This window comes from Wolbachia endosymbiont (group A) of Brachyopa scutellaris (assembly GCF_964026995.1).
Classification (GTDB): Bacteria; Pseudomonadota; Alphaproteobacteria; order Rickettsiales; family Anaplasmataceae; genus Wolbachia; species Wolbachia pipientis.
The window spans coordinates 1372523-1394362 of sequence record NZ_OZ034720.1; the positions used below are offsets into that span (position 1 = coordinate 1372523).

Here is a 21840-nt window from a genome sequence, read left to right on the forward strand (position 1 = left end):
GCAACGGTATCTCCAGATTCCGCTAACAAGCAGCGAGATGACGAGTTTAAGTTCTCATTGGCATTACTACATATAATGCACTTGAATCGTCTTCATCAGTGATAATTGTAGCACTATTACCATCGGCTAAGCTAAACTTACATTTATTTTTTATGCAGGATAGAACATCAAGTAAATAACGCGAGTTGAACCCTATTTCTATAGGGGCTTCATTGTAGTCCACTTCTATGGATTCAGTTGCATCACTGCACTCTTGGGAGTTTGAATGCAGAGTTAGCAGCTTTTCTTGTAGTGAGAATTTAATAGATTTTACTTTATCAGATACAACAACGGAAACTCGATCTATAACGTCTGAAAGTTTTTTACTTTCAATAATCATATGCTTATCTTGAGATGCTGGAATAACTGCTTTATAATTTGGAAAAGTTCCATCTATTAATTTTGATATTAGAATATATTCACCGCATGTAAACTTGATTTTTCTGTCTGAGAGTTTTACTTTAATTTCATTACAATCGTCCAATATTTTTAACAGCTCCATAACAGTTTTACGTGGAATGATCACACCAAATTCGCCATTGATGTTCCCAGGCTTTGGCCTCTTTATACATGATAAACGATGGCCATCAGTTGCAACGCAGTACAGAAATTGCTCATCTGTATGTAGATATATTCCATTTAAATTATACCTTGTATCATCTAGTGATACAGCAAATTTTGTTTTAGTTAATAAGTCTATCAGGTCTGTATTTAGTAGAGTAAAATCATGTTTATAATTGTCTTCTTCAAGAGCAGGAAAGCTGCTTGAAACTACATTCGGTAAAGAAAAGTTTGCATTTCCGCAAGACATCAATAATTTTCCTTGGTTGTTTACTTCAAAATTGACATCCAAATCAGCGGGTAACTTCTTCACTATGTCATGTAAAGTATGCGCTGAAATTTTTACTTCTCCTTCTGTTAATACGGTTGCAGCAAGTGAGGCAAACATTGAAATGTCAAGATCAGTTGCCATTAATTTTATGCTGCCGTGTTGTGCTTTGATATTTATACACGCCAAAACATCTATTGCATTACGCCTTTCAACCACTCCACTTACTCTGGATAATGTATTTAAAAGACTTGTGCGGCTCACGCTAAAACGCATCTGCTCGCACACAGAATTTTGCTTTTTGATTTCTGTATCTACACCTGCAACCTCTGACATTGCTAACTCTCAAAAATATATTTTAAATGATATCCACATCCCATATAAAGTAAAGTGCTATTTATATTTCCATTGAAAGAGTAGTCTAGTTTATACTATAGCTGGGTATTCTGTTACAATAATTTACTTTGTATGGCATAAATCATGCATTTTTTGATACGCTTTTTGAAAACCAAGTAGGGAATAAGTATCATCAATGGTCACTGTTTTTGTTTTTCCATTAACTACCATTGATAATCCCTGCTTCATTTTTAGAATGAGATCTTGATCTATTTTTGTATGCTCTGCCCACGCAAAACTTCCCTGTATTATGGGCAGTGTATATTTAATTTTTTTGTCGATATTGAGAGCTACAGGCTCCTTATCATACTGAAAACCAGAGGTAACGCTTACCTCATCTGCTTTTTTATCAACATAACTAACCATTACATACGGCTTGCGATTGGTTGTATAATATTCGCTTTTTTTTTTAGGATAGGATACAATATAACATACTTTCTCTCCATCTTCCAATGCAGTATACACGAGCCAATCTTTATATTTTTCCTTCAATTGTACATCACTAACCGATGCAAAAGCGCCTATCGAAAAAAATATTAGAAATATAAAAAAACTACGCATGCAAACAAAATTTCAAACTTTCAGATTGTATATATTGTTTTACCTTAGCCATCGCCTGCTCAGCCAACTGCCTTATTCTTTCTCTTGAAACACAATATTTTTTACTAAGTTCATCCAGAGTTTGAATGTTTTCAGACAAATATCTACTGATAAAAATGTCTCTTGCCCTTTCGTTGAGGCTCGCTAGTGCATTGTTTAAAATTGTTTCTTTTAATTCTTTTTCTTCATGATTCTGATAGGTTACTTCTTGACTAACCAAGTTACATGGGATCATATCTTGTAGCTCCCTTTTAGAGTCATCACCTATTTTTATGCAATCGTTTAGCGACTGATCCTTACAAGCCATACGGTAATTCATCTGCAGAACGTCTCCTTCGGATACAGAAAGCTCATTAGATATTGCTTTTATTTCTTCATTATTTAAGGTTTCCCTGTTTTTATACTGTAAAATTCTTTTTTTTATTTTACGTAAACTAAAAAATAATCTTCTTTGTGCTTGCGTTGTGCCTATTTTCACAAACGACCAAGATTTCAATATAAAGTCTTTTATTGAAGCTTCAATCCACCACACCGCATAAGTTGAAAAACGAAACCCTAAATCAGGATTAAACTTTTTCACTGCATGCATTAAACCCATATTCCCTTCCATGACCAGGTCCATCAACAATAGTCCATAATTTTTGAATTTCATTGCAATTTTCACTACCAAATTCAAATGGCTGGTAATCAATTTATGAGCAGAAGAAACATCCTTATATTGGTTACAATTTTTTGCTAATCGTACCTCTTCCTCTTGAGACAGCATAGGAAATTTTTGCACCCTAGCAATATATTGCATAAGATTGGTTCTGCTATCGACACATAAGTTTGCCATTGAGGTCAACATAACAACTTAAATTAAAACTTCATGCATATAATATATTGATTTTCCAGCAAAAATTCAAGCTTTGATTTGAAAAAAGTACAAATTTTCCATCTAATTTCTTGGAGACAGTAGGCCGCAGTGTTAGCTAATTGGATAACATTATGTAACTTTAGATGATATTCTATCAATACAATGGTGAACGTTATAGCTTAAACACATAGCAAATAGTGTTATTCCAGTGCCTTGACACTGGAATCCACATTTCTTTTTCTAGATCCCAGTGTCATGCTACTTGGATGACAAGAAAAAACCCACTGGGATAACAAGACTGAGATAAACTAGAAATTAAACGCTACTCCAGCTTCTGCACCAACAGTGCTGTAAAGAACTTTGTATGCGCCTGCATCAGTAACCTGTTTGGTTGAATCTTTAGGATCTGTTTTTTTTCCATCAAAATTAGCACCATAAGAACCGAAATAACGAGCTCCAGCATAAAGCTTGATTTCTGGAGTTACATCATAGCTAACACCAGCTTTTACTTGACCAGCAAAACCAAATTTACTTTTTTGATCATTTATAGGGGTTTTCAAAGGAGTGCTAATATAGGCTGCACCAACACCAACACCAATGTATGGAGTGATAGGCATATCTTCAATTGCTACATCGTAATAAACGTTAACTAGTCCTGAAATTGCTGTTAAATTATCTGCAACTGTATCACCTACTACATCTGCATCTTTATTCAACCATGAGTAAAGCCCTTCAACATCAACTCTAATGTCGTCCATTTTATAGCCAAACGCACCACCACCAGCTATAAAAGATGCTTTTAAGGGACTATCCTTTTCTTTGCCTGTTGCATTTGTAATACCATCAACTTTTGTGAAAAGAGGTAAAAATTCACCATTGTATTGCAAACGAACGTAGTAGCTAGTTTCTTCATCACTTATTGGACCAACAGGATCTGAAAAAGCAGAGTTTGATAAACTTAGCAACGTTGCTAAAGCGGCTGCTGAAAAAAACTTTTTATAATGCATAATTGTCCTCGTAAAAAAATTAAAATTCCACTTTAGCAGTCTAAGTAACAACTAAAGTTAAGTCAAGTGCTAACTTAATAACACAAAATATCTTACATTTTAACTAATTTTTAGGAGAAGACAAAGATTTTATTAATGAATAAATACGACTTTTTTACTCTTGATTTTTTGGTATAGCTAACATAGGTAAGATTTACTATCGAAAGACCTCGTCATTCCGCTGCTTGTTAGCGGATGAGATACCGCGAATGAATCCATAACTACACGAACATTGCAATTTGAGTCTACCAGGAGGGCAATGCCTCTTATTCAAGTACCCTCTTCTTGTCATCCCAGTGCTTGACACTGGGATCCAGGAATTTTATTAAGTTGGTAAGCATAAAAGTAGCCGTTTTATGTTAAAGCACAACGTTCTTGATGAGATTACGGCAAGGCTGGATTCCAGTGTCAAGCACTGGAATGACATCGTTTACTATGTGATATCGTGCCATATTGCAATGTTTGTACAGTTGTGGAATGAATCACGGTATGACGTAGGGCTATGCTAGTATAGGTACATTATATGAAGAAGTACTAGCGTTGGGAATATTAGAAAAAAAATACTTACACTAAAAGAAACTTCAGTAGTAAATTCAAAAAGGAAGTTTAAACCCAGATGGTAAACCCATCATACCTGCAAGATCAGAAGTTGCATTCGCCATATCTTCTTCTGCTTTTTTAACGGCATCATTAAACGCTGCTGTTACTAAATCCTCTACTATATCTTTTTCCTCATTTCTCATAAGTTCTAAGTCTATGTTCACCTTTTTAGCTTTATAGCTACCTATTTTTATGACTTCCACTAATACAGAAACTTTGCCACCACCAGAAATACCTTGAAACTCTTTTCCAACATATTTTTCTTGAGCTTCTGCAAGCTTTTTTTGCATCTCTTGCGCTTGTTTCATTATTTGACTAAAATCCACAACTTACTCCTTATTTTCTATATTAACTACTTTTGCACCTTTAAACGTGTCAAGGATATCCTTAACTGCAGGTGCATAATTTAAATTACTCACTTCCCTGTTTATATAACCTGTATCAACTGCAATAACCCACTCTTGCTGAGTCACCTGGTTTAAGTAATTTTTTAAATCATTGCAAAAATTGCTATCCAACTTAGATACAGCTTTTAATTTTAAATATCCAGGTTTACAATCTATTAATTGTAGATTATTATACAGTTGTTTGTAAAGATAAATTTGGTTACTCCGCCTTAATAGTTGCAAAACTTTGTCAAAATCATAATTTTGTTGCTGTTCATTTCTTACATTACGCGTATTTTCCGGCTGTGCATTCTGCGAAAGAATTTTTTTGACCACCTGTTCCGGAGAAGGCAGATCAGAAAGATAACAGAGGCTAATTAACATCATTTCAGCAGCAACATCGTTGCATGTTGAAGTTTTTATATCTTGAATACCTTTAAGCAACATCTTCCACAATCTCGAAAAAAATATTAAAGATCTCTTTATACTTAAATCTTTTATCCTATTCTTTTCATGCTCTGTAACTGCATTATCAATCTCTTTTGTAATCAAAAAACGGCATACTAACTGAATTGTTTGCAATAGACCTTCAAAAATACTAAGTGGGTTTGCTGTTTTTACCGCCTTGTCAAACACTGATAGAGCTTTCTGTAAATCACCTTCTAATATTGCCCCTAATAGATCGAATATAATATCTTTATCCACTAGGCCAAGTATGTCTGTCACATTTTTAGCGGATATTGCACCATCTTTGCTATATAGCACTGCTTGATTCATCAAAAACAAGGCGTTACGCATTGAATTTCCAGAGTGTCGTGCAATTAATTCTAATGCTCCCTTTTCAATGGAATAACTCTCTTTTTGTGCAACATCATTTAAACGTTCCACTATTTTAGCTACAGGAATGTTGTGTAAATCAAATCTTTGACAACGTGCAATAATAGTTATTGGTATCTTTTTTATTTCCGTAGTTGCTAAAATGAACTTTACACTAGATGGTGGCTCTTCTAGGGTTTTAAGTAATGCGTTAAATGCACTGCTAGATAGCATGTGTACTTCATCTATAATGTAGACTTTGAATTTAGAGCTTATAGGTGAATAGCAAATATCTCCCAGGATTACTTTAATATCGTCAATGCTAGTGTGACTTGCTGCATCGATTTCAATTACATCTGGATGGCTTGAATTTTTTATTGCTAGACAATTTTCACATGATCCGCAAGGTTCAAAAATTGGCCCCAGGGAACAATTCAAACATAAAGCTATTATCCTTGCAGTGGTGGTTTTACCAACTCCACTACTACCAGAGAGCAGTATAGATTGTGGGATTTTGTTTAAAATAAAAGCATTTTCTAATACACGCACTAATATATCTTGACCTACTAGATCTTTGAAGCTACTAGGACGATGTTTTAATGCTATATTCATAGCCTCGGATAAAACAAATAATGAAATAGGTATGCAACCCAAAAAGGTTCTGATATGGCTGCTTCATTTCTGATCTGACCAAATTACAGAGTTTTTGCCTGCATACCTTATAAAATATTATACTTTTTTTTTTATTTAGCAAGGTATATCCTATATTAGCTCTATAATTTGATATGTTAAATTTTTTACAGTGCTATTTTGAAGTAAACAAAAAGTTAGTTGTCATGCAAGTCACTACAAGATTGTCACTCCAATGTTTATTTATGTCATTTCAGCGCTTATTTATGTCATCCCAGTGCCTAGGCATACAGCTGTATGAATGTTGTGATATAAGAGCAATTTTTACCGAAAAGGATGTCATCCCAGTGCTTGACTACTTGGATCCAGAAAACTTAACTGTAAATGAGCGCACTAGGCAATTGTATAACAAGAACTGGATTCCAGTGTCAGCTACTTGCATGACACTACCTGCTACGCAAACTTCTGTGGACTACAAAGAAAGTTCGTACAGTTGTAGGTCAAGCCATAGAGTAACAAAAAAAGGATATTGGTATAACAAAAGAGGAACATTATGATTTTATATCATTTTCCTCTTTGTCCATTTTCACGAAAAGTTAGAGCTTTTCTAAAAGAAAAAAAATTAGGCTGTGATCTAGTGTATGAAAATCCGTGGGAAAAGCGGAATGAATTTATGGAGATCAATCCAACCGGGCAAGTACCAGTGTTAATAGATAATAACTTTGTAATAGCGGATAGTAATGCCATTTGTGAATATATAGAAGAGACTTACAATAGCGACGTCAAATTACTTGGTTCATCCACTATTATTAAGTCTAAAATACGCGCTCTAATCAATTGGTTCGATAACAAATTTTACAATGAAGTTACTAAGTATATTATGAATGAAAAAGTAATTACTAACCGCAGCCCTGACTCTAGATTTCTTCATGCAGCTCAGCATAACCTGCCTTGCCATATGGAATACATCGAACACTTAATTAACAAGAACGTTTGGCTTGCAACTGATAAGTTCACTTTAGCTGATATTACTTTAGCATCGCATATTTCCGTAATGGATTATGTAAGTAGTTTTCCATGGGAAAAAAGTAAAATTTTAAAAGAATGGTACTCCATTGTTAAATCAAAGCCTTGTTTTCGTGAGATATTATTAGAGAGGATTTCTGGTTTAATCCCTCCTAAACATTATGCTGACCTTGATTTTTAACTTATGTTAGCTTTAAAGCTACAGTCATTCCTTCATCAGTTGGAATCAATATAGAGAAATATTTTTTTTCATCTGATAATCTATTATTAAACTCCCTCATGGCATGCCATGATTTTTCTGATACTTCTTTTGGAGGCGATTCTAAAAATACTGTGTTAAACAGTAGAGTGTTATCTGCAACGATTAGCCCATCTTGTTTAATGTATGACTCTGCCCAATCTAAATACTTAGGATAACTACTTTTGTCAGCATCAATAAATATCATGTCAAATGGTGCTTTTGCTGATAATTCATTAATTTTTTCCAGTGCATCGCCTTCTATTAGAGTAATTTTATCACTTAGATTAAAAGCACTAAAATTTTTTTTTGCTATTCTTGAGTGTTGAGGATTATTTTCTATTGTATATATATGACCGTCTTTTAGTAGAGCTTTTGCCATGCAAATCGACGAGTAACCGTATAACGTGCCAATCTCAACAATACTTTTGATTTTTTGGATTTTTATAAATAAACTTAATAGCTTTCCTTCTTCAGGGCCAATTTGAATATGTTGCTTTTTTTCAAGAATACAATATTCTTCTATTTTTTTATATTCTTTTGCAAATAGATTTCTTATGTATGACAATTTTATACTAAAATTATTACGCATATATTATAAATTAGGGAGACTTAATTCATACACAATTTATAAATATAATAATATAGTTTAAAATAATAAAAATATTTATTTTAAGTTATTATTTCATAGTATAAAATTTTAAGTGACAAAAATTATTATATATCGTATTATAGTTAACTAGTATAATAAACAGTCGATTATTATGCTAGAATTAAAGGGATTGTTTATGCGCATTTCTCTTTTTAAAATATAATTTTTATAATCAATTAGAGGGGGTTATATGTCTTATACTATTGCTGGTGAAGTTGAAACGTTAAACAAAAAATCTAACAAGAATGAAGGGGTTATGTTACTACATAATCCAGCTTATCGTGAAAAGTATAAAGAACGTTTTGATGAAGCTCAGAGAAAAGTTATGGATATGGTTCAGTTTTATGATGGGACAATAGTATTAATAGAGAATAAAATCGCTATGTATTACTACACTTGGCACAGTAAAAAAAGAGAGTTTGAGCGTAAAAAACAACAAACAGTAGTGAAAAACAATGACTCAGCATAGAGTCTTTTATATGGTAAGCTACAGTGGTATTACTTCACTATAGCTTTTCCATATAATTTATCTATCACATTAGTGAAGTATTTCAGCTCTTTATACCCTCCATGTTTAACTTTATTATGCTCTATATATGATTTATCATCGTTAAGCTTGATGAAAAATATTGGAGTGGCTGTGATACCAAGTTTATTAATTGCCAGTGATTTATCATTTACGATTTTATCCATTATTTTCTTATCATTAATGCATTGGTTAAATGCATCTTGCTTTAAGTTGCTTAGTGCAGCAATTCTTTGTAGTAAAGTCAAATCACTCAAATTGGAGTAATTCCACGAATCTATTGAGTTAAAAACAGCTTTGTTAAAATTAAAGTAGTCTTCTTGTTTTTCGTAGCAATGACTTAGCATTGCAGCCTTTAGCCCTCTGTAATCCAAAGGAAAATGACGAAATATATATAACATCTTACCTGTGTCTATATATTTCTTTTTTATTTTAGGAAAAACATTCTTATGAAAAAGAGAGCAGTGATAGCAAGTTAATGAAGCATATTCTATCATTAGAATTGGTGCTTTTGGATCTCCTAATAATTTATCATCGGGTAATAGTGATAGTAACTCCTTTGATGTTATTTCATTAGTTTCTTTTTGAATATGTTGGTTAACAACTGCATAAGAATTAACACTTATAAAAATTGATAAAAGCAATAGTCTAAAAATCATTACGATATAAATACTTAACTTACTAAAAAAATTATATATTTATATAAATAATGTCAAGGTAACTTTTGTTTAGCAAGGCTTTCAGCCCTGTCTTTAAATGCAGCAATTATTTTACTTTGTGTATATTTATATACTGAGTTTAATAGGGTTGAAAATGAGTTGGACTTAAACTTAAACTCTATATAAAACTTTACCATGGTTTTATTTTCATCTATGGGAATGAATTGCCATTCATTGTATAGATGTTTAAATATTCCATTTGATGATACAGCTTTTATCCAACTTTCATTTGTTCCACTTGGAGAAAGAGAAGTAACTTCTGATGTGTACCTTCCTTTAATTCCATGAAAAGCTGCGAGGAGATCCACAACCATTTGGTTGTTAATTTTTTCTTTTATATAAACGGCTTTGCACCAAGGAACAAAATCAGGATACCTTTCAACATCAATTACAATTTTGAATACTTCATTAGGCGAACATAGGAAGGTACCTTGTTCTCTGTATTGATGAAGCATAAATTTAGTACCAATCAAAAAAGGATCCGTATCTACCGTCAGCCTTAGTAGATTCCTGAGACCTGAAGTTAAGGTGGGCATCGCATATTAGTTTCCACGAAACCAGCAGAGGCAATTCCCTTCTCTAGAAATTATCGCTCGGGAAATTTAACTTAACTCATAACGTATAGCACAGACCCCTACTTGAATTATAGATGATTTACACAGGGCATGTCTATAGGTATATTAAAGTCAGCGATTATTATTTAATCTTTATTAAATTTTGCATTTTAAGTATTATAGTTTATCTTATGAACATTACTAAAGTTTTAATCATTATTGTTTTTATTGTAATTTCTTCAAGTGCTTATACTAATTGTACAGATCACAAAATTTTTGTGCATACTATGAAGCAACAAGTGGATGGTATATCTACAAAAGGAAATAGAAAAAACCTAGAGCATGTACACGAAAAGCTTCAGGAGGTCATTCAGAATAATGTTAACCTCAAAGGAATATCGCAATTCGTTATAGGGAAACATTGGGCTTTAGTTAAACAAAAAGAAAAAGAAGATTTTTTAAGAGAGTATGAAGTGTATCTTACGCGTTTGTGCGTTAAAATTTTATATAAATACATGCATGATAGTGAAATGATCATAATGAGTACAAAAGCAGTTGACGATGAAACTTGCTTAATTGGTACAAGATTTTCTTACGGTGATGAAGAATTTACAAATATTGATTTCAAAGTTACTAAAAATAACAGTTCTTTCTTGATAAGTGATGTTGTAATGAGTGGAATAAGTATTGCTATTAATCAACGTTCTCAATTTAGTGAAAAAATCGACACACATGGCATAGCAAGTGTGATAGATGAATTAAAATGTAACAACAATCTATGATATATATGCCTCATTGGCCTAAGCCACTTGGTAGCAGGCCGAATGATTTTTCTCTTGATCGCATAAAAGGCTTTCTTAGCAAACTAGATAACCCCGAGAAAAAAATGCCTCCCGCAATTCATATAGCTGGAACTAATGGGAAAGGCTCAACACTAGCATTTATAAGATATATAATGCAAGCAGCAGGGTATAAGGTCCACGCATACACTTCTCCACATTTAGTGAGTTTTAATGAGAGGATAGTGATAGCCGGCAGCTATATCGACGATAATGAATTATATAGCTTGTTAGAAGAATGCCGTGCCGTAATTGCAGAACAACCTATCACTCTGTTTGAAGCTGCAACTATTGCAGCTTTTTTAGCTTTTTCTCGTCATAAAGCCGATATAACTTTAGTTGAAGTGGGTATGGGTGGAAGGCTTGATGCAACAAATGTTATAGATAGTCCGATTTTAACAATCATTACTTCCATTGCCCTTGATCATACAGAATATCTTGGCCCTACTGTAGAAACCATAGCAGGTGAAAAGGCTGGAATAATGAAACCTAATATTCCTTGTGTAATAGCACCACAAAAAAAGTCTATAATGAATACACTAGAATTCCATGCAATAAATAAGAAATCTCCTCTGTATAGAGGAGGCCTTGAATGGAATTGCAAAAAAAAGAACAACAAAATGGTTTTTCAATCAGCTATTCAATCAATAGAATTTCCTTTGCCATCTTTAAAGGGTGATCATCAGGTGATTAATGCAGGCAATGCTATTGCAGCATGTAGTATTTTAAGTGGAAAGTATGAATTTGATATTGGAGAAGAGGATATCACTTCAGGTTTACAGTGCACTTATTGGCCTGGACGGCTAGAGTCTATAAAAGAAGGTAATTTAATTTTCCTACTACCGAAAGATTGGCAATTATTTTTAGATGGTGCACACAATAATGATGGTGCTAGAGTACTATCTCAGTGGGTAAAAGATAATTTTGCTGAAGGTATTTATATGGTTTTTGGTGTTACTAGTAACAGAAATGTGGAAGAGTTCTTAGAGCACTTAAAGCCATATATCAAGCTACTATGTGCGGTTTGTGTTAAGTCTGAACCTAAAGCAACAAATACAAATTTGATTAGGGAAAAAGCCAATAACATAGGAATAAAAGCAGTTGAATGTGAATCAATTGGCGATGCAATATCAAATCACATATTAAAAGCCTCTACCCAAAACGTCAAAACCATACTAATCTGTGGCTCATTGTTCCTAGCTAGAGACTTCGCTATGGAGAATAGCTAACTTTGATGATATTAACTGACCGATGGGGAAATAACTTTGATTGCTCATAGTACTGCTTGGCTTTTCGTTATCGACTTCTATAAACTGATCATCACCTTTAAATTGCTCCTCAATTGAATTTATAGCTGTCTTTTTGAGAATATAATTACTTGCAGCATTTAAAATAGGTGAAGTAACAATTAAAAGCGTGAATGGTAATGAAAGTAATAAGCCGGATAACATCATAGAGTTAGTTATACCAAAGCCGTTGGCAACTAAATCTAATCCCACACCGAAAAACATTAAAGATGTACAGATTGTGTTGCTCAAAATAACTGAATTTTTTAGCCACTTTAATTTAGTCCTATCACTCTTTGAAAAATTTTCGCATTCTTGGTCAAAGTTAAACAATAATAAAATATTAGTCTGATGATTAAACTCTTTCCCATTTCTAGTATAAATGCTCTTAACAGCTAGATTTAAAATAGATCCTGCTAACAAGGGAGCAAGAAAACCTACTGCTATTGGTACATTAGAAGAAATACCATTAATTATTAAAAATGCAATTGATGTGAAGGATACTAAAAGAACTCCTAAGAGATTTGAATAAGAAGAATATTTTACATAAGCAGTTACATTATTGTTAATTGACTGCTGCTTATTATAGAGTTTATTTCTGCACTTATCATCTAAGTATTTTTGCAATTCTTCATAACTGCGACTCCACAACTTACCGCGTAATTCTTTTATTAAATTATTTCTTTTATTGAGACCTTTCTCCAATGGCTCTATTATAAATTCTTCAAAAAATGGCTTATTTAATGCAATAACCTTAAATTTCTCCTCCGCTTCTTTATTGTTTGGGTTTTTATCTGAGTGATATTTTAACGATAATTTACGGTATTGTTGACTAAGCTTTTTCTTAATATTCTTAATGTCAGAATTTACCACATCCTCCTTTTGAATATTAAATGTTAAAAACAACTGCTTTAAAGCGTGGTACTCATTTTCATTCAAAACATTTCTAGCCACATTACACCTACAAATTAACTAACTATCAATGTTCTATAATATACATATTTCCAAACTATGTCAATTATTTTATAAATATCTCTGGTAAAAATTATTTCTGTTATGACTAGCATGATAAGTGTATGAAGCGACTAAAATTGTCATTACAGCGCTTAGTGTACGACAGTGCTCCAACATTTAGGGTTGCAGTTTTCATGGCAGATCTGAGTAGCTGACCCATCTAAGAGGTGTCATTCAAGTAGCTGACACTGGAATGGCTTTGTTGCATCGCACCTTATACGGTAGTAATTTACAATAAATTCATGTAGCCATTTCGAATTTAGTCATTTCAGTGTTGGCTACTTGGATGACACCACCTGCTATGCTGCAAATTGCAACGTTCGTACACTAAAGTATAGTGTGTTACTAACGAAGGCAAACAAATATCTGCTTTATGAAAACGTTAATATTTTTCATTGAAATAATACATAAATACTAGAAAAACCTTGGCAGGTTATTCGCGTTTGATTATCATAGAGAATTATATAAATTAATAAATGATCTATGGCAAGTAACCCAGAAGAAAGAAATAGTGATAAACAAAAAGCGCTAGATAACGCAATAAGCCAGATTGAAAAAGCATTCGGTAAAGGTGCAATAATGAAGTTGAAGCAAAACCCTGTAGAAAAAATAGACACAATATCCACAGGATCAATTGCGCTTGATTCGGCTCTAGGTGTTGGAGGTCTGCCAAAAGGGCGTATAATTGAAATATTTGGTCCCGAGAGTTCTGGTAAAACCACTCTTGCCTTGCACGTGATTGCTGAAGCACAAAAAAAAGGAGGATCATGCGCATTTATCGATGCAGAACATGCATTGGATGTCTTATATGCTCGCAAACTTGGGGTGAGCACTGATGATTTAGTAATTTCGCAACCAGACACTGGAGAGCAGGCGTTGCATATTGTTGAGTATTTAGTGTGTTCTGGCGCGGTTGACGTGATAGTTATTGACTCTGTTGCAGCGTTAACTCCAAGAGCTGAAATTGAGGGTGATATGGGTGATCAGCACATGGGGCTGCAAGCAAGGCTTTTAAGTCATGGGCTACGGAAACTAACCTCTGCCGTTTCAAAAGCGAACTGTATATTGATATTTATTAATCAAATTCGTATGAAAATAGGAGTAGTGTATGGAAATCCTGAAACTACCACGGGTGGAAATGCATTAAAATTCTATACTTCTGTAAGGCTTGATATAAGAAAAATTGGTGTAATAAAAGACAAAGAAAATATTACAGGCAATGAAACAAGAGTTAAAGTTGTAAAAAATAAAGTTGCTCCTCCATTTAGAGAAGCGAAATTTGATATAATGTACAATGAAGGTATATCAAAACTCGGAGAAATAATAGATATGGGAGCAAAGCTTGGTGTGCTTGAAAAAGCAGGCGCTTACTATTCATATAACAACACACGTCTTGGGCAAGGAAGAGAGAATGTAAAAACTTACCTAAAAACAAACAAAGAAGTCGCAAATGAAATAGAAACGAAAATCAGAGATTTACTCAGAAATCATGATAATTCTATCATAATAGACGAGGATAGTGAGCAACTTTTAGAAGAATCAGTTTTCTGATCTAAACTTAGGCATTAGATTTTGTGTTGGACGGGTTGTTACAGTATGATGGTGTGCTAATATAACAATCTGTCTTGTATCAAAAAGACTTTGCTGAAGCAGTTAAAAAAAGCTTTTCATGAGAAATTATAAATGATAAATTGTTAACAATAGGTTATTGTGAATAAGATTATGTGTTTTAGTTTACCTAATATAAACAGGGAAGGTTATTCATTTATAGTAGTTTCCTTTATAGTAACGTGTATAGCATTCTCTATATCTTGGGGGTTTGGTGTTACGTGCTTGTTCCCGACATTATTGTGTACTTATTTCTTTCGTGATCCAGCAAGAGCTGTGCCAAACAATAAGGATCTTATATTAAGTCCTGCTGATGGTGTGGTTTCAAAAATTGAGGAAGTTAGTTATCCTTTATCGGCAGAAAATGGAGAAGAGAAGAAATTCACGCTTGTTAGCATATTTTTAAGTGTTTTGAACGTCCATGTGAACCGTATACCAATATCTGGTATGATAAAAGAAATGAGTTATAAAAAAGGCAAGTTTGTATCCGCAATGAGCAATAGGTCTAGTAATGAAAATGAAAAGCAGGTTATTATAATTGAATACGAAAAGGGAAAAGAAATTATTGTGGAGCAAATAGCTGGATTAATTGCACGTCGTATCGTTTGTAATTTAGGAGTATCCCAGAACGTAAAAGCAGGTGAAAGGTTTGGAATTATAAGATTTGGCAGTAGAGTGAATATTTATGTTCCTGCTGATATAGAAGTAAGAGTTTCAGAAGGGCAAACTGTTATTGGTGGTGAAACAATTATAGCAAACTTAAATAAGGAAAACGTTCAAGAGAAGCTTACTTTTGATGTTATATGAATAACGATGAAAGTAACAGTAGATTCTTACCTATTACTAAATTATTCCCAAACTTTATAACTTTATTGGGTTTATGTTCTGGTCTCACTTCACTTAAATTTACATTTAATGAACAATGGGAATTCTCAGTAATTTTTATCATCATTGCAGCAATAATAGATGGAATGGATGGCAGAATAGCTAGAATTCTAAAATCAACTAGCGATTTTGGATCCCAGCTTGATTCTTTTGCAGATTTTCTAAATTTTGGTGCAGCGCCTGCATTTCTTTTGTATTTCTGTAAGCTAAACGAAATTAAAGTCATAGGTTGGATTTTAGTAATGATATACGTAATCTGCATATCAATAAGACTTGCAAGATTTAATGTTTCGCTACACTCAGAAAAACCATACTGGGAAAAATTTTTCTTTTCTGGTGTTCCAGCTCCAGTGTGTGCTTTACTTTCTTTGTTGCCAATAATTATTACCTTTCAATCTCATGAGAGTGAATACTTACTTCTCATAGAGCGATTTTTTAACACAAGAAACGTAGCTTGTTACTTTCTGGCCATTTCATTTTTTTCGATAAGTCACATTCCAACTTTCTCCGCAAAATATATTTATATTCCCAAAAGCCTATCCTATATATTTGTGTCATTTTTTGGAGTACTTATTGTATTTTTCATCAGTAAGCCCTGGATGACTCTACCAATTTTAGGTATAGTGTATACACTTACTATTCCAATAAGCATCGGGTTTTACATATATTTTACATATAAAACTCGTTAGCTAACAAAAAATAGAAAACTGCATGATTTTGAAGATAAGTGGACTATTAAATTCATTTCTGTACATAAAGATATTCAACATTCCATTTATAATTATTTGGGTAATTGCAACTGGAATCTTTTGTACTGCCCAGTTCAAATTCATTAACTTTAGGTTACTTAAATATGGAATACAGACACTATTCAATCTAAAGTGTAATGGTAATAACAATGGTATCATCACTCATATTCAAGCATTTGCAACAGTAATCTCAGGAACAGTTGGCCTTGGAACAATATCAGGAGTTGCAATAGCTATCACAATAGGGGACCCAAGTGCAGTCTTTTGGATGGTAATTACTGGAATACTTGGTATGTCGATAAAGTTTGCCGAGGTGGTGCTTGCATTCATTTATCGCTCTGAAAATACAACTGGCGGGGCTTTTTATTACATGAAGTACGGGCTTGCAAAAATTGGATTTGCAAAAACTGGTAGATTTCTTGCCTTCACTTATGCGATTATGCTACTTATTGCAATGATTTTGGGCGGTATACCATTTCAAGCAAATCAAATAGCAGCACTATCAAATAACCTCCTAGAATACAACGCATCCATTATTATATCCCTGCTTGTCTTTATTGTAATATTGGGAGGAATAAAGCGCATTGCTTTCGTTTCAACGAGCTTAGCACCAATTATGATAGTGCTATATGTGGGTATGTGTATATATTTAATTTATGTAAACGGAAGTAATTTGCTGAATGCTCTATCCATAATATTCCAAGATATCTTCAATAAATCAGCTATAGGAAGCGGAGTATTGAGCGGATTAATAGCCGGAGTGAGAAGATCAGTGTTTGCTAACGAAGCAGGTACCGGAACAGCAGCTATAGCACATTCAGCTGTAAAAGAAGAAGATCCAATTAAAGTTGGGTGCGTTGCAATGATTGCACCACTTATAGACACAATATTAATCTCATTTTTGACTGGTATTGTGATAATTATCACTGGTATGCATAGCACTGATAACGTGGGTGATATTACACTAATTAGTTCGATATTTTCAACAGCTTTGCCCTTGTTCAGCAAGTTAGTTTTTCCGCTAATGATGTTTTCCTTTGCATTTTCCACAATAATAGCTTATTGTTACTACTGTGAAGTTGCTTTGCTGTATTTATTTGGTAGTAAAAAAATACTGATACCGTTCCAAATTCTTATAGTGGTTTCAGTGTATATCAGCTGTATGTCAAAGAATATAGAATTTATATCTTATCTAGGTGACAGTTTGTTTATGTGCCTTATGATTCCAAATGCTGTTGCAATATATCTACTAAGAAGGGAAGTTTTGAATACAATAGATTCTTATTACAATTCTAAAGGGTATTAACATGATTTATAGATTGCTTTGTATGGTGTTATTTTGCCTATTGTTTAATGATGTGTACGCTGCTTCAGGTTTTTACGAAAGTTATGACGCTGTGTTGAATGGAATAAATAACTTCATGAATGAAGTACTGTTTTTCAAGATCCTTTACGTGCCATTTATAATCCTTCTACTAGTTTTTGGTTATGTGTTTCTAACATTACGTTTTGGATTTCTCAACATAAGAATGTTTAAGCATGCGTTTGCTATTTTATGTGGAAAATATGACACGAATCACCATGATGGTCATATTACGCATTTTCAGGCATTTATGACTGCACTTTCAAGCACAGTAGGCCTTGGAACTGTTGCTGGAGTCGCAATTGCAGTTTCAATGGGTGGACCAGGAGCGGTGCCTTGGATGATGATTACAGGTTTTTTTGGTATGTCAGCAAAATTTGCTGAGGTAACGTTGGCGTTTAGACATAGAACAGAAGATCAGGACCAATTGTTTAGTGGTCCCTTTCAGTATATAAGGAATGGTCTGGAGGAATTTGGATTTAAAAAACTTGGTATTGTGCTGGCTGCCATGTATGCAGTATTCTTTGTATTATCAGGTCTTGGTGGAAGTGTAGCGTTTCAAACCAACCAAATGGTTTCAATATTATCTGGCTATTCAAGTTGGGTAGATGGTCACTCTTGGTTTCTTTCTTCCATAATTTCTGCGCTGCTTGCTCTAGTGATTATTGGCGGAATTAAAAGGATAGCTAGAGTATCTTCTGCACTAGTGCCTATTATGTCACTTATATATATCTTTAGTTGTATTATTATTATTGCATTTAATATTCATAACCTTGGTTATACGTTGAAAATATTATTTTCCACTATGATAGATTTCAATGCTGTTGGCGGAGGGATGGTAGGAGCATTTGTTGCTGGAATTCAAAGGGCAATCTTTGCCAGCGAAGCGGGTGTTGGTTCTGCTTCAATTACTCATGCAACAACTAAAGATGAAGAACCAGTAAGAACTGGACTAGTCGCTATGATAGAACCATGCTTTGACACAATGTTAATTTGCTGTTTAACAGGAATAACAATAGTAATAACAGGTGCATACCAGACTAGTGTTGGTGAAGGGATATTAATTACTCAAAAGGCATTTGAGACAGTTTCTCCATGGTTTCCTATACTTTTAACCATAGCTGCACCTCTGTTTGCATTTTCTTCGGTAATTTCATTTGTATATTGTTGTGAAATGGGGTGGCTATATTTATTCGGTGCAAAAAGTATAGTGATATATCGCATAGCGGTAATAATTGTGGCGTTTTTCTCTGGCCTTTCTAAAGACATAATGGCTATTGCCAATATCGGTGGAACTTTGTTCTCTTGTTTAGCTCTCATCAATATGACAGCGCTTATACTGTTTAGTAATCAGATTAACGATGAAGTTCAATGCTACCTAAAAAGGCTGAGGAATAATAAAATTAATTAAATTTTGGCATATGAAGGTACAACAACAGGTGTCATTTCAGTACCATCTTCTTGTCATTCCAGTAGCTGACACACAATTGTACGAACTTTATATTTTAAAGCAACATGTACAACTAATGGTGTCCTTCCAGTGCCATCTTCTTGTCATCCCAAAACTCTTTCTTGTCATCCCAGTGCGTGACACTGGGATCTATTTTGCATATAGTTCCACCATAGTGTTATGTTTTAATGTAAAATTTTATATTTATCTACTAGGTTCGTTTGCGAACAAAGTTCGCTGGATCCCAGTGTCACGCACTGGGATGACAAGAGAGAGGATGCTAGAATGATGGAGAGGTACGTAATCCTTACACTATCCTACATATTAGGTTCAATACCGTTTAGCTTAATCATTACAAGAATAAAAGGGATAAACTTAAGAGAAGTAGGTTCAGGAAACATTGGTGCTACAAACGTTGCAAGGACGGGAAATAAATCTCTTGCTGCTTTGGCATTATTTCTGGACTCCTTTAAGGGATTTATTGCCGTTTATATAGCACAACAATTTTGTGATAATAACGATTTTTATATATATGTATCTGCAATTTTAGCAGTTTTAGGACACATGTTTCCTATTTGGCTAAAATTCAGTGGAGGAAAGGGCGTTGCAACCACTCTAGGGATACTGATAGCATTTAACATCGATATTACTTTAGTATTCGTAATAATTTGGATAATAGTCTTTCTTGCCTTTAGATACTCTTCCCTTGCTTCACTCAGTGCTACTTCAACGGCTGTAGCATGGTCCTTTTTTTTTCAGAGGAATTTGTTCTTAACATTACTAATTATAGGAGCACTGGTCTTCCTAAAACACCACAGAAATATTGTGAATCTTCTGCAAGGTAAAGAGTATAAATTTTATAGATAATGTACTGCCAAATTATTGACACTTAAACTACGAGACAAATTGCTTGACGGTATGATTTTGTCCTCTTTGTTTAAGTCTATGATTTTTGCTTTTGTTATATTCTCTACTTCTTGAGGTGTTAAAAGACCATCTTCAATGAATTCCTTTTTTGTTTTTCTTATTTTTTCATAAAGTTGAGTAACGTGATCTTTATTTCCTTCATATACACTTTCAATTTCTAACTCTAGCTTATGTGAAGCTCCTTTTTTTAACATTTCATCCATTGCTGCTTTTGTTACTTTTAACCTTTCTTGCAAAATTTTCGTTATTTTTACTGAGTTCTACATATACCCTATAACATCTTTTTTCTCTTGGGAGCATTCTTAACCCATCTAACATGCTAATTATCTGACCTTCAATAGTCTTCTCAGCCTTTAATTTAAATTCTGCTACTTCTTCTTCTATTATCTTATTAGCTATTCTCTTAGCTCCATCCAAAGATGAATCCTTGAGAGAAAAATCTGTCTCGAGTAGATCTCGATTTAATAGCTCTAAGAATACTTTTTTTCCGATGTTTTCGAGTAAACTTTCTTGGTCATCTAAATCATGCTCCTGCAGTTTATTTCTCATGTGCTGAACCAGCTCACAACATTGTAATTTATTTAACTTTATAGAGCTAATATTTTTCATTAACGTCAGCACAATTTGTTCACTATATTGAGAAGTAATACTCAATAATTTTCTCATTAAAGGAATACTTACTTCTGAAATAAAATCATCAACTATTTTTTGACTTTCATCGTCTTCATAACCATTTTGAACGTCATACCAAGCCTTAAGAATTTCTTTATTGTTTTTCTTGTTTTTTAACCTGTCTAACATAAACTCACGTGCTTTATTTTGTGCTTCTGAGAGCAACATTTCCCTTGGGGGAGTAAATCTAATTTCTGGATCAGGATGAATACCCTCTAGCGTGCTTAACATTCTATAGATAATACCGGTGAAGCAAGTGTTAGGAATTCGCTCTTTTCTAGAGAAAGTTTGGCTATCAATTAAATTAGAAATCAATGCATCCTTTTTACTCTTAACGGCTTCTCCGTCTCCATCATTGCAAGCCCTTAAAACTAAAAGCAGAACCTGCCCACCTGTAAAGCCGGAGCTATGCTTTTGATCATCTTTGCAAAAGTCATCTAAAAATGCAATTACTCTTCCTTTATCCTCATCACTAAACTCATATGAATTGTTTATATATCCAATGAATTGAATATATTCATCATTTTTGATTACGTCTTCAGGTACTTGTTCACTATACTTACCTTTTAATTTATCAATATTTTTAATGATATCATCATTTAATTGATGGGGCAGTAAATGTTCAAGCTTAACATCAAAACTATTAACCATACCACGTAAATTCTCTTTTATACCTTCCAAAAAGAAATTTATAGAAGCTTTAAGCAGCGTAAATGGGTTAAAATCTTTTGGCCTTAGTTCACTCTGCAATAAAATTAATAGCATTGTAAGTGGTATAGTTCCCAGTAACGAAATTAGTAAGAAAGTGGAGGTGAAAGTCAGATATGTTATGAAAGCAGAAAACAAGAGGAAGGCTACTACCTTGATTGTATTGTTCTTAAAAAATATTTCCCAATATTCCCTTTTGCTCATCTTTTGCTGTTTTGCCGTTTTTATTTCTTTGTAGATATAAAGAGTTTTAATTTCAGACCTGAAGAATATAGTACCAAGAGAAAAAAGAACATTAACGGGATTAGTGATAATGCTTAAAGAAACAAAAGTTGCAAAATAACTAATAAACTTTAACCTGCTAGATTCCTTTGAAGGAAATTGTATTTGAGAAATACCTATCATAGCTTACCTTCAACATCATTA

Annotated in this window: 25 protein-coding genes, 2 other RNA genes and 1 pseudogene; 13 read left to right on the top strand and 15 right to left on the bottom strand. The window is 33.5% G+C overall.

The genetic code is table 11. From position 1 onward, the window contains the following. Positions 1 to 46: 46 nt before the first annotated feature. The 5 genes from dnaN to AAGD93_RS07120 form a co-directional block, all read right to left on the bottom strand. Positions 47 to 1204, bottom strand: a complete 1158-nt coding sequence (dnaN, locus tag AAGD93_RS07100) for a DNA polymerase III subunit beta (RefSeq protein ID WP_038199350.1) — start codon at positions 1202 to 1204, stop codon at positions 47 to 49. A gap of 123 nt (positions 1205 to 1327) precedes the next feature. After that, positions 1328 to 1825, bottom strand: coding sequence for an invasion associated locus B family protein (locus AAGD93_RS07105; protein WP_006279310.1), 498 nt, complete (start codon positions 1823 to 1825; stop codon positions 1328 to 1330). After that, positions 1818 to 2711, bottom strand: a complete 894-nt coding sequence (locus AAGD93_RS07110; RefSeq protein WP_341819423.1) for an RNA polymerase factor sigma-32 — start codon at positions 2709 to 2711, stop codon at positions 1818 to 1820. Before AAGD93_RS07110 ends, AAGD93_RS07105 begins: the two co-directional genes overlap by 8 nt. 317 nt (positions 2712 to 3028) lie before the next feature. After that, positions 3029 to 3727, bottom strand: a complete 699-nt coding sequence (locus AAGD93_RS07115; RefSeq protein ID WP_341819424.1) for an acyloxyacyl hydrolase — start codon at positions 3725 to 3727, stop codon at positions 3029 to 3031. Positions 3728 to 3923: 196 nt separating this feature from the next. Further along, positions 3924 to 4073: a hypothetical protein gene (locus AAGD93_RS07120; protein ID WP_153296800.1), complete on the bottom strand. Its 150-nt coding sequence runs from the start codon at positions 4071 to 4073 to the stop codon at positions 3924 to 3926. Positions 4074 to 4122: 49 nt separating this feature from the next. Here AAGD93_RS07120 and AAGD93_RS07125 point away from each other — a divergent pair, with 49 nt between their 5' ends. Beyond that, the gene (locus AAGD93_RS07125; protein ID WP_182319668.1) at positions 4123 to 4275 is read left to right on the top strand and encodes a hypothetical protein; all 153 of its coding nucleotides are present in this window, start codon (positions 4123 to 4125) and stop codon (positions 4273 to 4275) included. Between the two features lie 84 nt (positions 4276 to 4359). Here AAGD93_RS07125 and AAGD93_RS07130 read toward each other — a convergent pair whose 3' ends face one another. The 3 genes from AAGD93_RS07130 to ffs all read right to left on the bottom strand — a co-directional run bounded on the left by AAGD93_RS07130 (position 4360) and on the right by ffs (position 6291). Next, a complete protein-coding gene (locus tag AAGD93_RS07130; RefSeq protein ID WP_010963017.1) occupies positions 4360 to 4692 on the bottom strand; it encodes a YbaB/EbfC family nucleoid-associated protein in 333 nt (110 codons plus the stop codon). A gap of 3 nt (positions 4693 to 4695) precedes the next feature. Further along, the gene (dnaX, locus tag AAGD93_RS07135) at positions 4696 to 6180 is read right to left on the bottom strand and encodes a DNA polymerase III subunit gamma/tau (protein ID WP_341819425.1); all 1485 of its coding nucleotides are present in this window, start codon (positions 6178 to 6180) and stop codon (positions 4696 to 4698) included. A 21-nt stretch (positions 6181 to 6201) separates the two neighbouring features. Beyond that, an RNA gene (gene ffs / locus AAGD93_RS07140) (signal recognition particle sRNA small type) lies at positions 6202 to 6291 on the bottom strand. Positions 6292 to 6527: 236 nt separating this feature from the next. Between ffs and AAGD93_RS07705 the strand changes: the two are divergent. Together AAGD93_RS07705 and AAGD93_RS07150 are read left to right on the top strand one after the other, a co-directional pair. Continuing rightward, positions 6528 to 6644 (top strand): annotated as a pseudogene (locus AAGD93_RS07705) (WPE palindromic element domain-containing protein); the annotation flags it as partial. Positions 6645 to 6751: 107 nt separating this feature from the next. Beyond that, positions 6752 to 7405, top strand: coding sequence for a glutathione S-transferase family protein (locus AAGD93_RS07150; RefSeq protein WP_065094500.1), 654 nt, complete (start codon positions 6752 to 6754; stop codon positions 7403 to 7405). A gap of 1 nt (position 7406) precedes the next feature. Here the strand turns inward: AAGD93_RS07150 and AAGD93_RS07155 are convergent, their stop codons facing one another. After that, positions 7407 to 8054: an O-methyltransferase gene (locus tag AAGD93_RS07155; RefSeq protein ID WP_010081993.1), complete on the bottom strand. Its 648-nt coding sequence runs from the start codon at positions 8052 to 8054 to the stop codon at positions 7407 to 7409. A 250-nt stretch (positions 8055 to 8304) separates the two neighbouring features. Here AAGD93_RS07155 and AAGD93_RS07160 point away from each other — a divergent pair, with 250 nt between their 5' ends. Beyond that, positions 8305 to 8583 carry a DUF2671 domain-containing protein gene (locus AAGD93_RS07160; protein ID WP_006279425.1) on the top strand — a complete coding sequence of 93 codons (279 nt, stop codon included), beginning with the start codon at positions 8305 to 8307 and terminating at the stop codon, positions 8581 to 8583. Positions 8584 to 8612: 29 nt separating this feature from the next. On the opposite strand, the gene AAGD93_RS07165 is transcribed toward AAGD93_RS07160, so the two are convergent. The 3 genes from AAGD93_RS07165 to ssrS form a co-directional block, all read right to left on the bottom strand. Then, complete coding sequence (locus AAGD93_RS07165; RefSeq protein WP_341819426.1) at positions 8613 to 9299, bottom strand: DsbA family protein; 687 nt, start codon at positions 9297 to 9299, stop codon at positions 8613 to 8615. A 53-nt stretch (positions 9300 to 9352) separates the two neighbouring features. Next, a complete protein-coding gene (locus tag AAGD93_RS07170) occupies positions 9353 to 9814 on the bottom strand; it encodes a type II toxin-antitoxin system RatA family toxin (protein ID WP_341819427.1) in 462 nt (153 codons plus the stop codon). Between the two features lie 19 nt (positions 9815 to 9833). Further along, a non-coding RNA gene (gene ssrS, locus AAGD93_RS07175) (6S RNA) lies at positions 9834 to 9995 on the bottom strand. Positions 9996 to 10104: 109 nt separating this feature from the next. On the opposite strand from ssrS, the gene AAGD93_RS07180 reads away from it, so the two are divergent. Together AAGD93_RS07180 and AAGD93_RS07185 are read left to right on the top strand one after the other, a co-directional pair. Next, on the top strand, positions 10105 to 10695 hold the full coding sequence (locus AAGD93_RS07180; RefSeq protein WP_182367199.1) for a phospholipid-binding protein MlaC: 591 nt from the start codon (positions 10105 to 10107) through the stop codon (positions 10693 to 10695). Further along, entirely contained in the window at positions 10692 to 11981 is a 1290-nt protein-coding gene (locus AAGD93_RS07185) for a folylpolyglutamate synthase/dihydrofolate synthase family protein (protein WP_341819428.1), read from the top strand. The genes AAGD93_RS07180 and AAGD93_RS07185 overlap by 4 nt, the downstream gene beginning before the upstream one ends. On the opposite strand, the gene AAGD93_RS07190 is transcribed toward AAGD93_RS07185, so the two are convergent. Beyond that, positions 11949 to 12911 carry a J domain-containing protein gene (locus AAGD93_RS07190; RefSeq protein WP_410529900.1) on the bottom strand — a complete coding sequence of 321 codons (963 nt, stop codon included), beginning with the start codon at positions 12909 to 12911 and terminating at the stop codon, positions 11949 to 11951. The two genes, AAGD93_RS07185 and AAGD93_RS07190, sit on opposite strands and share 33 nt — an antisense overlap. A 624-nt stretch (positions 12912 to 13535) precedes the next feature. Between AAGD93_RS07190 and recA the strand changes: the two genes are divergently transcribed. From recA to plsY, 7 genes are all read left to right on the top strand, one after another. Beyond that, positions 13536 to 14603 carry a recombinase RecA gene (gene recA, locus AAGD93_RS07195; RefSeq protein WP_012673345.1) on the top strand — a complete coding sequence of 356 codons (1068 nt, stop codon included), beginning with the start codon at positions 13536 to 13538 and terminating at the stop codon, positions 14601 to 14603. Positions 14604 to 14774: 171 nt separating this feature from the next. Next, positions 14775 to 15467, top strand: coding sequence for a phosphatidylserine decarboxylase (locus AAGD93_RS07200; protein WP_341819430.1), 693 nt, complete (start codon positions 14775 to 14777; stop codon positions 15465 to 15467). Continuing rightward, positions 15464 to 16234: a CDP-alcohol phosphatidyltransferase family protein gene (locus tag AAGD93_RS07205; RefSeq protein ID WP_341819431.1), complete on the top strand. Its 771-nt coding sequence runs from the start codon at positions 15464 to 15466 to the stop codon at positions 16232 to 16234. Before AAGD93_RS07200 ends, AAGD93_RS07205 begins: the two co-directional genes overlap by 4 nt. 22 nt (positions 16235 to 16256) lie before the next feature. Continuing rightward, a complete protein-coding gene (locus AAGD93_RS07210) occupies positions 16257 to 17600 on the top strand; it encodes an amino acid carrier protein (protein ID WP_341819432.1) in 1344 nt (447 codons plus the stop codon). A 1-nt stretch (position 17601) separates the two neighbouring features. Beyond that, a complete protein-coding gene (locus AAGD93_RS07215; protein WP_338406416.1) occupies positions 17602 to 19068 on the top strand; it encodes an amino acid carrier protein in 1467 nt (488 codons plus the stop codon). Positions 19069 to 19078: 10 nt separating this feature from the next. Continuing rightward, positions 19079 to 19396 (top strand): hypothetical protein, encoded by a 318-nt coding sequence (locus AAGD93_RS07220; RefSeq protein ID WP_341819433.1) that lies wholly within the window; start codon positions 19079 to 19081, stop codon positions 19394 to 19396. Further along, on the top strand, positions 19396 to 19974 hold the full coding sequence (gene plsY / locus AAGD93_RS07225) for a glycerol-3-phosphate 1-O-acyltransferase PlsY (RefSeq protein WP_341819927.1): 579 nt from the start codon (positions 19396 to 19398) through the stop codon (positions 19972 to 19974). The genes AAGD93_RS07220 and plsY overlap by 1 nt, the downstream gene beginning before the upstream one ends. On the opposite strand, the gene AAGD93_RS07230 is transcribed toward plsY, so the two are convergent. After that, positions 19965 to 20270 carry a hypothetical protein gene (locus tag AAGD93_RS07230; protein ID WP_341819434.1) on the bottom strand — a complete coding sequence of 102 codons (306 nt, stop codon included), beginning with the start codon at positions 20268 to 20270 and terminating at the stop codon, positions 19965 to 19967. The genes plsY and AAGD93_RS07230 overlap by 10 nt on opposite strands. Then, positions 20230 to 21819, bottom strand: a complete 1590-nt coding sequence (locus AAGD93_RS07235; protein WP_341819435.1) for a hypothetical protein — start codon at positions 21817 to 21819, stop codon at positions 20230 to 20232. The genes AAGD93_RS07230 and AAGD93_RS07235 overlap by 41 nt, the downstream gene beginning before the upstream one ends. Between the last annotated feature and the right edge of the window lie 21 nt (positions 21820 to 21840).